We start from the raw sequence: 14,746 nt of genomic DNA on the forward strand, positions 1-14,746 counted from the left end.
ACACGTTTGTGGATACTCGCCGGGACAGTTCGGCAATTCTTATGCAGGAGTAGGCGGAAGCCGGAGGTGATGCAACGCGTGCCCGGTGCGACCGTCGGCGTCGTCGGCGGCGGCCAGCTCGGCCGGATGCTCGCCGAGGCCGCCAGCCCCCTCGGCGTCGACGTGGTCGCGCTCGACCCGACCCCGGACTGTCCGGCCGTCCCGCCGGCCGGCGACCAGGTCGTCGCCGACTTCGACGACCCCGACGGCGTCCGCGAGCTCGCCGAGCGGGCGGACGTCCTCACGTACGAGATCGAGCTCGCCGACCCGGACGTGCTCGCCGACGTCGCCACGGCCCACGACGTCGAGGTCCACCCGACGCCCGAGACGCTCCGGACGATTCAGGACAAGCTCGTACAGAACCGCGCGCTGGCCGACGCCGGCGTCCCCGTCCCGGAGTTCCGCGCGGTCGACGGCGCCGACGACCTCGAGGCGGCGTTCGACGCGCTCGGCTCGCCGCTGATGCTGAAACGCCGCACCGGCGGCTACGACGGCCGCGGCAACGCCCCCGTGGACTCCGTCGCCGACGCTCGCGAGGAGTTCGGCGACGACCTCCGGAACTTCGTCGCCGAGGACCTCGTCGACTTCGAGCGCGAACTCTCCGTCATCGCCGTCCGGGGCGACGGCGAGACGGCGACGTTCCCCGTCGCGGAGAACCTCCACGAGACCGAGATTCTCCGGGAGTCCGTCGTCCCCGCGCGGACCAGTGAGACGGTCCGCGAGCGAGCGACCGAAGTGGCCGAGGACGTCCTCGGGGCGCTCGACGGCCGGGGCGTCTTCGGCGTGGAACTGTTTGAGTGCGTGTCCCCACGGAACACGGAAGAGACGGGCGGCGGCAGCCGCGAGCACGACGGGCGCGTGCTCGTGAACGAGATCGCGCCCCGGCCGCACAACTCCGGCCACTACACCATCGAGGGCTGCCGGACGTCGCAGTTCGAGCAGTGCGCTCGCGCCGTCCTCGGCCTGCCGCTGGGGGACACGACGCTCCGCGAGCCGACCGTGATGGCGAATATCCTCGGTGAGCCGGACGCCGAGACGCGACCCGCTGTACTCGGCGGGGTCCCGAGCGCCCTCCGCGACGGCGGCGTCACGCTGCACTGGTACGGGAAACGCGAGGTCCGCCCGCTCCGGAAGATGGGCCACGTCACTGCCGTCGGCGGGGACGACCGCGGCGACCTCCTGACCCGAGCGCGAGCAGCCCGCGACGCCGTCTCGTTCGCCGACCAGCACGACGCCGACCACGACTTCACTACCACCCAGTCATGACCACCGTGTCCGACCTCGTCGACCTGTTCGAAGCGGAGGCAACGCGCGACCGACCGTCCGAGGAGACCCCGGACGTCGGCGTCATCATGGGCAGCGACAGCGACCTCGACGTGATGGCCGGCGCCCACGACGCCCTCACGGACCTCGGATTCACCGAGGTCACGGACTACGACGACCCGCCAACGGGGTACTCCTTCGAGTCCTGGGTCGTGTCCGCCCACCGGACGCCGGACCTGATGTACGCCTACGCCGAGACGGCCGCCGAACGGGGACTCGACGTCATCATCGCGGGCGCCGGCGGGAAGTCCGCCGACCTCCCGAACATGACCGCGTCGCTGGCCTACCCGATTCCGGTGGTCGGCGTCCCCGTCCAGGAGAAGTCCGTCGACTCCGTCATCGGCATGCCGACCGGCGCCCCCATCACGGCCGTCGACGCCGGGAAGTCGTACAACGCCGGCCTCTCCGCCGCCCAGTTCCTCGCCACCAGCGACCCCGCCCTCGCCGACCGGCTCCGCGACCTCCACGCCGACCGCCGCGACGGCGTCGCCGACGTGTCCGAGCGCCTGCATAAACGCGGTACCGAAGGCTTTCGGGCGGACCGAGACTGACGACCCGGCGCCGCCCGGGCCCCGCAGGAGGCTTGAAACCCTCGAGAGCGCCGTTCTACGCCCGTAAGGCCATAAATCAACGTTTATGGGTGTGCGGTTCGAACCCCAGTTCGTCACGGAGATAATCCTATGAATCCATGGATCGCCATCGGTATGCTGGCGCTCGTATCCGTTCTCATCCCCGTCGGGATGCTGAGCGTCTCGGCACTCATACGGCCCAGCGTACCCGAGCAGGGAAAACGAGCCACGTACGAGAGCGCGGAGGTACCGACCGGAGACGCGCGACTCCAGTTCAACACCCAGTACTACATGGTCGCGCTGCTGTTCCTCGTCTTCGACATCGAAACCGTGCTCATCTTCCCGTGGACCGTCATCTACCGCGACGCACTCGCGATGGAAGGCGTCGGCCTCGTCGAGGTACTCGCGCCGATGCTCGTCTTCATCGGCATCCTCGTCGTCGGCCTCGCCTGGGCCTGGCGCAAGGGCGTCGTGCAGTGGATGCGGACCCCGGCACACGAACGGAGGACCACACATGAGTAGTGACCAACCAAGAGACAGTATCACCGGTTCGAGCGACCCGCTGACGTCGACTCGTGACGCCCGCATGGGAGAGGGCGTCGACAGTCGATTCAACTCCCGGCTCCGGGAGGCGTTCGGCTCCACGCCGTTCATCCTCACCAAGTTCGACAAGTTCATGAACTGGGTCCGGGGGTCGAGCATGTTCATGCTGCAGTTCGGTATCGCGTGCTGCAGCATCGAGATGATGCACACGTACTCGGTCAAACACGACCTCGACCGCTTCCACGCGGGGGTGCCGCGCGCCTCGCCGCGGCAGGCGGACGTGATGATCGTCCCCGGCACCATCGTCTCGAAGTTCGCGCCGCGCATGAAGCGCGTCTACGACCAGATGCCGGAGCCGAAGTTCGTCGTGAACATGGGGAACTGTTCCACCTCCGGCGGCCCGTTCCAGGAAGGGTACAACGTCGTGAAGGGCGCCGAGGAGGTCATCCCCGTGGACATCCACATCCCGGGCTGCCCGCCGCGGCCCGAGGCGCTCGTCTACGGCGTCGCGAAGCTCCAGGAACGCATCGCGAACGGCGAGACCTCGCCGGTCACGGTCAAACCCTACGAGCTCGAGGAGTTCGGCGACCTCGACCGGGACGAGATCGTCGACAAGCTCGCCGATGACATCGACGAGGAGACCCTCGTCATGCGGTACAACTGGGCTGATTCGCCATGAGCACGCAGAAAGAAGAAGAAACGGAGGGCGCCGACGCGCCGGTCGCGGCGACCGAAGCGGGCGCCGACGGCGACGCGCTCGAGGCGCTCGTCTCCGAGCACGTCCTCGAACGCGAGGACCACCTGAACGCGCCCGGGTTCGTCATCCGTGCAGACGCCGTCCAGGACGTCCTCTCGACGTTCAAGGAGGAGGCCGGCTTCGACCACCTCTCCTGTGTCACGGCCGAAGAGCACGAGGACCGCTTCGAGAGCATCTACCACCTCCGGAAGTACGACGACCCGACCCAGGAGGTGTCGGTCATCGTCCCGACGAGCCGCGAGGAACCCGTCAGCGAGACGGCCGAACCGGTCTTCCGTACCGCCGACTGGCACGAACGGGAGGCCCACGACCTCGTCGGCGTCGAGTACGACGACCACCCGAACCTCGAACGCATCCTGCTGCCCGACACCTGGCAGGGCCACCCGCTGGGGCTGGACTACAACCAGGACAAGCCCCAGATTGTCACCTTCGAGGAGAACAAGAACCCCCTCGAAGACCACGAGCGGGCCGCCGGCGACTCGGACACGATGTTCCTGAACATCGGCCCGCACCACCCGGCGACCCACGGCGTGCTGCACGTCGAGACGGTCCTCGACGGTGAGCAGGTCGCGGACGTCAACCCCGACATCGGCTACCTCCACCGCTGCGAGGAGCAGATGGCGCAGAACGGCACGTACCGCCACCAGATCATGCCCTACCCGGACCGCTGGGACTACGGCCCGGGCGGCATCATCAACGAGTGGGCGTACGCCCGCGCGGCCGAGGACCTCGCGGACATCGAGGTCCCAGAGTACGCGCAGGTGCTGCGGACGATGGGCTCGGAGCTGTGCCGCATCGCGTGTCACATGCTCGCCCTCGGGACGTTCTGTCTGGACATCTACGGCGACTTCACCGCTATCTTCATGTACGCGATGCGGGACCGCGAGGTCGTCCAGAAGCTCCTCGAGGACCTCACCGGCCAGCGGATGATGTTCAACTACCTCCGCCTGGGCGGCGTCGTCTGGGACGTCCCGGAGCCCCGCGAGGAGTTCTTCGAGAACGTCCGGGACTTCCTCGACGAGCTCCCGGAGCGCCTCGACGAGTACCACGACCTCATCACGGGCAACGAGATCTTCCAGGCCCGCACCATCGACACCGGCGTCCTCGACGCCGAGACGGCCAAGAACTACGGCGTCACCGGGCCGGTGGCTCGCGGGTCGGGCGTCGACTACGACGTCCGCCGCGACGACCCGTACGGCTACTACGAGGAGCTGGACTGGGACGTCGTCACCGAGGACGGCGGCGACAACTACTCGCGGCTCCTCGTCCGGATGCGGGAGGTCGAGCAGTCCGCGCGCATCATCGAGCAGTGCATCGACCTGCTCGAGGACTGGCCGGAAGACGAGCGCAACATCCAGGCCAACGTCCCGCGCACGCTCAAGCCCGAAGCCGGCAAAGAGACGTACAAGACCGTCGAGGGCGCGAAGGGCGAACTCGGCATCTACATCCGCGCTGACGGCACGGAGAAGCCCGGCCGCTTCAAGATCCGGAGTCCGTGCTTCTCGAACCTCTCCGCGCTCAAGGAGATGTCCACCGGGGAGTACATCCCGGACCTCGTCGCGACGCTGGGCAGCCTCGACGTGATTCTCGGGGAGGTGGACCGATAGATGACGGCGACACCGCTCCCCGACACCATCGCCGACCTGCTCGGCGTCGAGGGCTTCCTCGGCGAAGCCGTCGCGATGCTGCTGGCGGCCGCGCTCGTCGGCACCATCATGCTGACGATGACCGCGTTCGCCGGCCCGTGGGCGAAGCGGAAGATCACCGCGTCGTTCACTGACCGCATCTCCGTCAACCGCATCGGCCCCTGGGGACTGGGGACCATCATCGTCGACGCCGTCCGGCTGCTCTCAAAGGAGCTCGTCATCCCGGAAGGCGTCGACCGGCCCGCCTACGACATCGCGCCGATCGTGCTCGCGGGCTCGGCACTGTTCGCGTTCGCCGTCATCCCGATGGGCAGCGGCATCCAGCTCGCCGACCCCGAAGTCGGGCTGGTGTTCGTGTTCGCCATGGCGTCGATTGCGAGCCTCGGCCTGCTCATGGGCGGGTACGCGTCGAACAACAAGTACAGCCTGCTCGGCGGCCTGCGCGCCGTCGCACAGAACATCGCGTACGAGATCCCGCTCGTGCTCACCGCGGCCTCGGTCGTGCTGTTCACGGGGACGCTGCAGCTCAGCGAGATCGTCGCAATCCAGCAGAACACCACGCTCGTAACCCTCGCTGGCGTCCGCATTCCGGCGTGGTTCGCGTTCGTGAACCCGTTCGCGTTCGCGCTGTTCCTCGTGGCGAACCTCGCCGAAGTCGGGCGGAACCCGTTCGACACGCCCGAGGCACCGACCGAGATCGTCGCCGGTTACCAGACCGAGTACTCGTCGGCGTACTTCGTGCTGTTCTACCTCGGCGAGTTCGTGCACATCTTCCTCGGCGGCGCCATCATCGCGACGCTGTTCCTCGGCGGCCCCGGCGGGCCGTTCCTGCCCGGGTTCGTCTGGTTCACGATCAAGATCTGGGCGGTCTACCTCTTCACCCAGTGGTGCCGCTCGGCGATTCCGCGCGTGCGCATCGACCAGCTCATCGGCATCGGCTGGAAGGGTATGCTCGTGCTGTCGTTCGCGAACCTCGTGCTCACCGCGGCCATCCTCGGGGTGACTGGAATATGATCGGCCTACTCAAATCGATGGCAACGACGATGAAACACGCACTCGACGGCGACACGTTCACCGTCGAGTACCCCGAGGAGGCGCCGGAGGTCTCGGCGCGCTTCCGGGGCGTCCACAAGTTCAGCCAGGAGCGCTGCATCTGGTGTCGCCAGTGCGAGAACGTCTGTCCGAACGACACCATCCAGATCGTCACGGACAAGCAGCGCAACGGCGAGCAGTACAACCTCCACGTCGGCCAGTGCATCTACTGCCGGCTCTGCGAGGAGGTCTGCCCCGTCGACGCCATCCTGCTGACGGAGAACTTCGAGTTCACCGGGGACACGAAACACGACCTCGTGTTCAACAAAGAGCAACTGAAGAACGTACCGTGGTACAACGACATCGACCCGCTCGCCTCCCGCGAACCCGACCGCGGCGCCTGGATCGGTGAGGGCGAGGGCGAGGTCGACTACCAGTAAGAGAGCGTCTCGAAACCTACATAGGGCGCTCCATCAATCCATCAGGTGACTAATCCAATGCCATACGAGACACTCGCGTTCGCGCTGTTCGCCCTGATTACGGTGGCGAGCAGCCTCGGTGTCGTTCTCGTGCGGGACGTGTGGCACTCCGCGCTGTTGCTGGGCGTCGCGTTGCTCAGCATCGGCGTCCACTACGTGATGCTGCAGGCGCCGTTCCTCATGGCGATGCAGGTTCTCGTGTACGTCGGCGGAGTGCTCATCCTCATCACGTTCGCCGTGATGCTCACGAAGAAACAACCGGGGGTGGCGTCGTCGTGACGTCGCGCCCGGAGTTCGCGGACGACCTGGACTTCCTGCCCGGGTTGGCCGCAGTTGCGCTGTTCGCCGTCATGGCCGTCGTGTTCGTCACGGCTGCCTTCGAGTCGACGACCGCCGGGTTCCCGGCAGACCCGTCCATCACAGCGAGCCTCGGGTACGTGTTGATGGACCTCAACGGCACGACGCTGGCGGAGGCCACCCCGGGCTTCCTCGCGGCGCTCATCATCGTCGCGGTGCTGCTCGACGCAGCCCTCGACGGCGCCGTGTTCCTCGCGAACCGCGACGACGAAAGCAGCCAGGGAGGTGACCGGTGATGGTGCCGATGGAGTACTACCTCCTGCTGTCCGCCGCGGTCTTCTGTATCGGCGTCTTCGGCGTGCTGACGCGCCGGAGCGCGCTGATGTTCCTGATGTCCGTCGAGCTAATGCTGAACGCGGCGGGCATCAACCTCGTGGCGTTCTCGTGGTTCCACGGGAACCTCTCGGGGCAGGCGTTCACGCTGTTCGTGATGGCGCTGGCCGCCGCCGAAGTGGCGGTCGGTCTCGGCATCATCCTCACGCTGTATCGGAACTTCGACGACATCGACGTGACAAACGCGACGACGATGAGGTGGTAAGATGGCAGGTGCACTCGACTTCACTCCGGCGATTCCGTTGCTGCCGTTCGCGTCGTTCCTCGTCGCTCTGCTGGCGGGCTACTTCGCGCCCAAGCTGCTGCCGAAGGGCGGCGCGATTCCCGGCATCGTAGCGACCGCTGGCTCGCTCGTGCTGTCCGTCTGGACGTTCTTCGCGGTGAGTCAGGGAGACTACCTGTCCGAGACCCTCTACACGTGGGTCGTCGGCCAGGACACGTTCAGCCTCCACTTCGGCGTGCTCGTGGACCCGCTGGCGGCGATGATGCTCGTCATCGTGTCGCTGGTGGCGTTCCTCGTGCACGTGTTCAGCCTCGGGTACATGAACGACGAGGGCGAGACGGGCCTTCCCCGGTACTACGCCGGCCTCGGCCTGTTCACGTTCTCCATGCTCGCCTTCGTGGTCGCGGACAACCTCCTGATGGCGTTCATGTTCTTCGAGCTGGTGGGGCTGTGCTCGTACCTGCTCATCGGGTTCCACTTCCGCGAGCAGGGCCCGCCGAGCGCGGCGAAGAAGGCGTTCCTCGTCACCCGCTTCGGTGACTACTTCTTCCTCATCGGCGTGGTGGCCGTGTTCGCGACGTTCGGCACGGCGCGGTTCGTCGCCACGGGCGACGGCGCACACGCCTTCCCGCACATGGCCGAGCAGGCGCTGGCCGCCGCGGGCGGCGAGGGCACGATGCCCGGTCCCGTCGCGGACTTCCTCGACGTGGTCGGCATGAGCGCCCAGAACTGGTTCAGTGTCGTTGGCCTCCTCGTGCTGGGCGGCGTCGTCGGGAAGTCCGCGCAGTTCCCGCTGCACACGTGGCTGCCCGACGCGATGGAGGGTCCGACGCCCGTCTCCGCGCTCATCCACGCCGCGACGATGGTGGCGGCCGGCGTCTACCTCGTCGCGCGCATGTACGGCTTCTACGCGCTGCTCCCGACCGTCCTCGCCATCATCGCGCTGGTCGGCGGGTTCACGGCGCTGTTCGCCGCGACGATGGGCGTCGTCAAAGACGAACTCAAGCAGGTGCTCGCGTACTCCACCATCAGCCAGTACGGCTACATGATGCTCGGACTGGGTACTGGTGGGTACATCGCTGCGACCTTCCACCTGATGACCCACGCGTTCTTCAAGGCGCTTCTGTTCCTCGGCGCCGGGTCGGTCATCATCGCGATGCACCACAACGAGGACATGTGGGACATGGGCGGCCTCCGCGAGAAGATGCCCGTGACGTACTACACGTTCCTCTCGGGCAGCCTCGCGCTGGCCGGCATCGTGCCGTTCGCGGGCTTCTGGTCGAAAGACGAGATTCTCTACGAGGCGCTCATCTACGGCGCCGGCGAGAGCCCGATTCTGCTCGTCGCGTACGCGATGGGTCTGCTCGCGGTGTTCTTCACCGGGTTCTACACCTTCCGGATGGTGTTCCTCACCTTCCACGGTGACGCCCGCTCGGAGACCGCGAAAGACCCCCACGGCGTCGGCTGGAACGTCAAGTTCCCGCTCGTCGTCCTCGGGATTCTCGCGGCGACGGTCGGCCTCGTGAACATGACGCCGGTCGCGAAGTTCACGGGCGCCCACATCGAGTTCCTCAAAGACTGGCTCGCCGGCACCGAGGGCACCGCGTTCTCGAACCTCGGCTACGAGCACTACCACCACCTGCTCGTGGACTTCGCCGGCTACGGCGCCGCGGACATCGCGCCCTACGTGCCGGCGGCGATCTCGCTGGCGCTCGCACTCGGCGGCGCCGGCCTCGCGTGGGTGCTGTACAACGTCGACGAACCCGTCGAGCACACGGAGAAGCTCGGCGGCGCGAAGACGGTGCTGTACAACAACTACTACCAGGACGAGTACCAGGTGTGGCTCGCAGAGGGCGTGACGCTCCCGCTGGCTCGCGCCGCCGACGCCTTCGATCAGGGTGTCGTCGACGGCGTCGTCAACGGCATCAGTAGCGTCAGCCTGTTCTCCGGCAGTCGCATCCGCCGCATCCAGTCCGGCGTGGTCAGCCACTACGCCGCGATGCTGACGCTCGGGCTGGTCGCGTTACTCGTCGTCTTCGGCGTCACGGGGGGGTGGTTCTAGATGATGATAGAAGCGCTAATCGGTGTCACGCTGCTGTCGGCGTTCGTCGTGATGCTCGCGCCCGACCGGGTCGCGGGCAAGCTCGCCGCCGGCCTCAGCCTGCTCCCCGTCGCGGGGAGCCTCTGGATGTTCGGACAGTTCGACGGGAGCGGCAACGCGCTCTTCGAGAGCGGGACGCTCGCGTTCGAGACGATGACGCGCTGGATCACGATCGGGCCGTACACGCTCAACTGGCACGTCGGCATCGACGGCATCAGCATGCCGCTGGTCGTCCTGTCGACGATTCTGACGACGCTGGCCATCATGAGCGCGTGGACGCCCATCGACGAGCGCGAGAGCCAGTTCTACGCGCTGATGCTGTTCATGGAGGCCAGCCTCCTGGGCGTGTTCACGGCACTGGACTTCTTCGTCTGGTTCGTGTTCTGGGAGTTCGTGCTCGTGCCGATGTACTTCCTCATCGGCATCTGGGGCGGCCCGCGGCGGAAGTACGCCGCCATCAAGTTCTTCGTGTACACGAACGTCGCAAGCCTGGTGATGTTCATCGGGTTCATGGCCCTCGTGTTCGGCCTCGACGTGAACACGATGGACATGCCCGCGATTGCGCAGGCCATCGAGGCCGGCGCGTTCACCACGACCTACGGCCTCGGCGAGGAGACCCTCAAAGTCGTCGCGTTCTTCGCGATGTTCTTCGGGTTCGCCGTGAAGGTGCCGACGGTGCCGCTGCACACGTGGCTGCCGGACGCCCACGTGCAGGCCCCGACGCCGGCATCCGTGATGCTGGCGGGCGTCCTCCTGAAGATGGGGACGTACGCCCTGCTGCGGTTCAACTTCACGATGCTGCCCGGGGTCGCCTCGGACTACGCGGTCCTCATCGCGGCGCTGGCGGTCGTCTCCGTCATCTACGGCGCGATGCTCGCGCTCGCCCAGCAGGACCTCAAGCGCATCGTCGCGTACTCCTCGGTGTCGTCGATGGGGTACGTGATTCTGGGGCTCGTGGCGTACAACGTCTACGGGCTCGGCGGCGCGACCTTCCAGATGGTCGCCCACGGCCTCATCTCGGGGCTGATGTTCATGTGCGTCGGCGTCATCTACAACACGGCGCACACGCGCATGGTCGGCGACCTCTCCGGCATCGCGGACAAGATGCCGGTGACCGCGGCGGTGTTCGTCGCCGCCGCCTTCGGCTACATGGGCCTGCCGCTGATGGCCGGCTTCGCCGGAGAGCTGTTCATCTTCCTCGGCGGCTTCAGCGCCGAGTTCGCGTACGCACAGCTGTTCACGGCGCTGGCGATGTTCGGCATCGTCATCGTCGCGGGCTACCTGCTGTTCGCGATGCAGCGGGTCCTGTTCGGGCCGTTCAGCGCGGACACGGACTACGACATCGTGCCGGCATCGACCCACGACACGGTGCCCATCGTCACGCTCGTGTTGCTGGTCATCGTGCTCGGGACGGTCCCCGAGCTGTTCTACGGGATGATTCAGGACGCTGTGACGCCGATGGTGGACGCGATGGCGTCTGCCGTCGCCCCGGTCTTCGGAGGTGAGCTACTGTGACGGAACTCCCACCACTGACGCCGCAGCTCGTGCTGGCCGCGACGGCGCTGGTCGTCTTCGGCATCGACACGCTGTCGCCCGACGACGACACCAACACGCTGCTGGCCGGTGTCGCGACTACCGGGACCCTGCTGTCCGCGGGAATCGCGGCGTGGTTCCTGTCGGCGGGGACGGGCGACTTCTCGTTCGTGCAGTTCGACGGGGCGCTCGTCGTGGACGCGCTGTCGCTGTTCTTCGCGTTCGTCGTCGGCACCGTCGCGACGCTCGTCGTCGTGGCGAGCCACGACTACCTCGCCGACCAGGAGCACGTCGCCGAGTTCTACTCGCTGACGCTGCTGGCGGCGACCGGGATGTCGCTGATGGCCTCGGCCAACAGCCTCGTCACGGTGTTCATCAGCCTCGAACTGGCGAGCATCCCGTCGTACGTGCTCGTCTCCTATCTGAAGACCAACCGCGGCAGCGTCGAGGCCGGCCTGAAGTACTTCCTCGTCGGCGCGCTGTCCTCGGCCATCATGGTGTACGGCATCAGCCTCATCTACGCCGCGACTGGCGTGATGGGGCTGGCGCCCATCGCCGAGACGTTCGGTAACGGCGTCGAGTTCGTCGGCGTGCTCGGCCTCGGCATCGTGATGCTGGTCGCCGGGTTCGCGTTCAAGACCGCCTCCGTGCCGTTCCACTTCTGGGCGCCGGAGGCCTACGAGGGCGCGCCCGCGCCGGTCTCGGCGTTCATCTCGTCGGCGTCGAAGGCCGCCGGGTTCGCCGTGCTGTTCCGCGTGTTCACGACCGCGTTCCCGCTGGAGGTCATCGCGGGTTCGGTCGTCGACTGGTCGCTGCTGTTCGCGGCGCTCGCGGTGGTCACGATGACCCTCGGGAACTTCGCCGCGGCGACCCAGGAGAACGTCAAGCGGATGCTCGCGTACTCCAGTGTCGGCCACGCGGGCTACGTGCTCATCGGCCTCGCCGCGCTCCAGAGCGGCGGCGGCGCCGAGAACTCCTTCGTGCTCGGCGCGTCGATGATGCACCTGCTCGTGTACGGCTTCATGAACACGGGCGCGTTCCTGTTCGTCGCGCTCGCCGAGTACTGGGGCGTCGGCCGGACGTTCGAGGACTACAACGGCCTCGCCGAGCGCGCGCCGGTCGCGTGCGTGGCGATGACCGTGTTCATGTTCAGTCTCGCTGGCCTGCCCGTTGGCGGCGGCTTCCTCTCGAAGTACGTCCTGTTCGCGGGCGCGGTCCAGTCCGGCTTCGCGTGGCTCGCGGCCGTCGCGGCCATCAACAGCGCGCTGTCGCTGTTCTACTACTCGCGGGTCGTGAAGGCCATCTGGATCGAGGACCCGAGCGACGACCTCGCGCTGACCGGGCAGCCGACCGGCCTCTACGTGGCCGTGCTGGCCGCTGCGGTCGGCACGGTCGCACTGCTGGTGGCGTTCGACCCAGTCGCGCAGACCGCGAACCACGCAGCCGACGTCCTGTTCCAGCTGTAGGAGCGGGCGTCGCGGTTTCGGTCACTGGCGACAACGGTACTTTTTAACGGTTTCGCCAGTAACGACGGGCAACGAATGGTTTCTCGGCTGGTGCTCGGCTGTGGAACGACCGGGCACGCCGTGGTCGACACGCTCGCCGACCGTCGCGGCGACCTCTTCGTTCTGGATGGCGACGAGAGCCGCGTCGAGAGTCTCCGCAACGAGAAAGTCGCCGCCGAGGTCGGGGACGTGACCGACCGGGCGGCCATCGAGCGCGACGACCAACCCGTGGACGTCGTGGTCGTCGCGGGGGACGTCGCCGACCGGAACCGGCTGGCCGCGACGGCGGCCCGCGACGTCTACCCGGACGCCGAGCTCGTCGTCTACGTGGGGTTCGACGCAACCAGCGACGACCACCGGGCGATCGAGCGCGTCGCGGACCGCGTCATCGACCCGGGCGAGGCGCTGCTGGACCACGCCGAGGAGGTGACGGCGTCCGGGGCGTCCGAGCGCCTGCAGTCACTCCGCGAGACGCTACAGCGCGTCGACGGCGAGCTCGGCGTCTTCATGCACGACAACCCCGACCCGGACGCCATCGCTGCGGCGGTCGGCCTCCAGCGCATCGCCGAGGACGTCGGCGTCGACAGCGAGGCGTGTTACTTCGGGGAGATCTCCCACCAGGAGAACCGGGCGTTCGTGAACCTCCTGGACCTCGACGTCCGGAACGTCGCGCCCGACGAGGACTTCGAGTTCGACGCCATCGCGCTCGTCGACCACTCCGGCCCGGGCGTGAACGACCAGCTCGACCCTGAGACGGAGGTGGCCATCGTCGTCGACCACCACCCGCCGAAGACCGAGGTGGACGCCGAGTTCGTCGACATCCGGCCGGAGACCGGGGCGACGGCCACGATACTCGTGGAGTACCTGCGCGGGTACGGCATCGACGTCGACACGGACATCGCGACCGCGTTGCTGTACGGCATCCGGGTCGACACGAAGGACTTCTCGCGGGAGATCACGACCGAGGACTTCGACGCGGGGGCGTGGCTGCTGCCGAAGGCCGACACCGACGTGCTCGAGCGCATCGAGAGCCCGTCGCTGAGCGCGGACACCTTCGACACCATCGCGTACGGCATCCGGAACCGGGAGCTGGACGGCTCCGTGCTGGCGTCCTGCGTCGGCCAGATCGCCGACCGGGACACGCTCGCGCAGACCGCCGACCGGCTGCTGACGATGCGTGGCGTGACGGTGACGTTCGTCTACGGGTACACGGACGGCACCATCTACATCTCGGCGCGCTCCCGGGGCAGCGACCTCAACCTCGGGGGGGTGTTGCGGTCGGCGTTCGGCGAGCTCGGGTCGGCGGGCGGCCACGCCGACATGGCGGGCGCCCAGCTTCCACTGGGACTGTTCGACGACGTCGGCGGGGACGCCGAGGCGACGCTCACCGAGATGGTCGAGGACGTGGTCGCGACGCGGTTCTTCGAAGCGGTGCGGAGTGGGTGAGCTATTTCCCGGTCGGCGACGTACGGCCGAGTGATGGACGAGGCGCTGGAGCACAAGGACGGCGAGAAGCCCGTCGTCGGCGAGTACATGACACGCGACGTGGCGACGGTGTCGCCGGACGACACCGTCGAGGACGTTGCGCACCGCATCTGTGAGAGCGACCACAACGGCTTCCCGGTGACCGACGGCCGCCACGTGGAGGGGTTCGTGTCGGCGCGAGACCTCCTGCTGGCCGACCCCGGGGAGTTGCTGTTCAAGGTGATGACCGAGGACCTCGTGGTCGCGCACCCGGAGATGAAGGTGACAGACGCCGCGCGAGTCATCCTGCGGTCGGGCATCCAGAAGCTCCCCGTGGTCGACGACGCGGGCAACCTCGTCGGCATCATCTCGAACGCGGACGTGATCCGCTCCCAGATCGAGCGCGCGACCCCGGAGAAGGTGGGGAAGCTCAAGCGCACGCTGGAGACGATTCACGGCATCGAGGCGACCGAGGAGCGTCGCACAGTCGACCTCGACGAGCTGGTGCCGACGCAGGGGAAGGTGTACGCCGACGAGCTGGAGGGCCGCCGGTACGAGCTCGACCACGGGCTTGCGGAGCCGCTGGTCGTCATCGACAACGGGAGTACGGGCGACGACGGCAGTCTCCTGCTGGCGGACGGCCACCACCGCGTGATGGCGGCGGAGCGCGCGGGCATCGAAGATATGGACGCGTACGTCATCGTGCTGGAGCGCGCCGTGGACCTCGGGATGGCGCGGACCGCACAGAAGGAGGGGCTGGACTCCATCGAGGACATCGACGTCGTGGACTACGCGCGCCACCCGCTGGTCGAGACCATCGAGCGCCTCCAGTAGCCGCCACC

General features: G+C 67.4%; 15 protein-coding genes. All 15 read left to right on the plus strand.

The features are described 5' to 3' along the window. Positions 1–12: 12 nt before the first annotated feature. Entirely contained in the window at positions 13–1,305 is a 1,293-nt protein-coding gene (locus LT971_RS12045) for a 5-(carboxyamino)imidazole ribonucleotide synthase (protein WP_280337929.1), read from the plus strand. Then, a complete protein-coding gene (purE, locus tag LT971_RS12050) occupies positions 1,302–1,913 on the plus strand; it encodes a 5-(carboxyamino)imidazole ribonucleotide mutase (RefSeq protein ID WP_237007182.1) in 612 nt (203 codons plus the stop codon). Before LT971_RS12045 ends, purE begins: the two co-directional genes overlap by 4 nt. 129 nt (positions 1,914–2,042) lie before the next feature. Beyond that, on the plus strand, positions 2,043–2,453 hold the full coding sequence (locus LT971_RS12055) for an NADH-quinone oxidoreductase subunit A (protein ID WP_237007183.1): 411 nt from the start codon (positions 2,043–2,045) through the stop codon (positions 2,451–2,453). Next, positions 2,446–3,153 carry an NADH-quinone oxidoreductase subunit B gene (locus LT971_RS12060; protein ID WP_237007184.1) on the plus strand — a complete coding sequence of 236 codons (708 nt, stop codon included), beginning with the start codon at positions 2,446–2,448 and terminating at the stop codon, positions 3,151–3,153. The genes LT971_RS12055 and LT971_RS12060 overlap by 8 nt, the downstream gene beginning before the upstream one ends. Beyond that, entirely contained in the window at positions 3,150–4,838 is a 1,689-nt protein-coding gene (locus LT971_RS12065) for an NADH-quinone oxidoreductase subunit D (protein WP_237007185.1), read from the plus strand. Before LT971_RS12060 ends, LT971_RS12065 begins: the two co-directional genes overlap by 4 nt. Then, complete coding sequence (locus tag LT971_RS12070) at positions 4,839–5,891, plus strand: complex I subunit 1/NuoH family protein (RefSeq protein ID WP_237007186.1); 1,053 nt, start codon at positions 4,839–4,841, stop codon at positions 5,889–5,891. After that, positions 5,888–6,349 carry a NuoI/complex I 23 kDa subunit family protein gene (locus LT971_RS12075; RefSeq protein WP_237007187.1) on the plus strand — a complete coding sequence of 154 codons (462 nt, stop codon included), beginning with the start codon at positions 5,888–5,890 and terminating at the stop codon, positions 6,347–6,349. The genes LT971_RS12070 and LT971_RS12075 overlap by 4 nt, the downstream gene beginning before the upstream one ends. A 57-nt stretch (positions 6,350–6,406) precedes the next feature. Further along, positions 6,407–6,667 (plus strand): NADH-quinone oxidoreductase subunit J, encoded by a 261-nt coding sequence (locus LT971_RS12080; RefSeq protein WP_237007188.1) that lies wholly within the window; start codon positions 6,407–6,409, stop codon positions 6,665–6,667. Next, positions 6,664–6,981 (plus strand): NADH-quinone oxidoreductase subunit F, encoded by a 318-nt coding sequence (locus tag LT971_RS12085; RefSeq protein ID WP_237007189.1) that lies wholly within the window; start codon positions 6,664–6,666, stop codon positions 6,979–6,981. Before LT971_RS12080 ends, LT971_RS12085 begins: the two co-directional genes overlap by 4 nt. Then, the gene (gene nuoK, locus LT971_RS12090; protein ID WP_237007190.1) at positions 6,981–7,283 is read left to right on the plus strand and encodes an NADH-quinone oxidoreductase subunit NuoK; all 303 of its coding nucleotides are present in this window, start codon (positions 6,981–6,983) and stop codon (positions 7,281–7,283) included. The genes LT971_RS12085 and nuoK overlap by 1 nt, the downstream gene beginning before the upstream one ends. Position 7,284: 1 nt before the next feature. Then, positions 7,285–9,363: an NADH-quinone oxidoreductase subunit L gene (gene nuoL, locus LT971_RS12095; protein ID WP_237007191.1), complete on the plus strand. Its 2,079-nt coding sequence runs from the start codon at positions 7,285–7,287 to the stop codon at positions 9,361–9,363. After that, a complete protein-coding gene (locus LT971_RS12100; protein ID WP_237007192.1) occupies positions 9,364–10,917 on the plus strand; it encodes a complex I subunit 4 family protein in 1,554 nt (517 codons plus the stop codon). After that, complete coding sequence (locus LT971_RS12105) at positions 10,914–12,401, plus strand: NADH-quinone oxidoreductase subunit N (protein ID WP_237007193.1); 1,488 nt, start codon at positions 10,914–10,916, stop codon at positions 12,399–12,401. Before LT971_RS12100 ends, LT971_RS12105 begins: the two co-directional genes overlap by 4 nt. 75 nt (positions 12,402–12,476) lie before the next feature. After that, complete coding sequence (locus tag LT971_RS12110) at positions 12,477–13,886, plus strand: DHH family phosphoesterase (RefSeq protein ID WP_237007194.1); 1,410 nt, start codon at positions 12,477–12,479, stop codon at positions 13,884–13,886. Between the two features lie 33 nt (positions 13,887–13,919). Beyond that, positions 13,920–14,738: a CBS domain-containing protein gene (locus tag LT971_RS12115; RefSeq protein ID WP_237007195.1), complete on the plus strand. Its 819-nt coding sequence runs from the start codon at positions 13,920–13,922 to the stop codon at positions 14,736–14,738. The last annotated feature ends 8 nt before the right edge of the window (positions 14,739–14,746 follow it).

Source organism: Halobacterium rubrum, from assembly GCF_021729015.1.
GTDB lineage: Archaea > Halobacteriota > Halobacteria > Halobacteriales > Halobacteriaceae > Halobacterium > Halobacterium rubrum.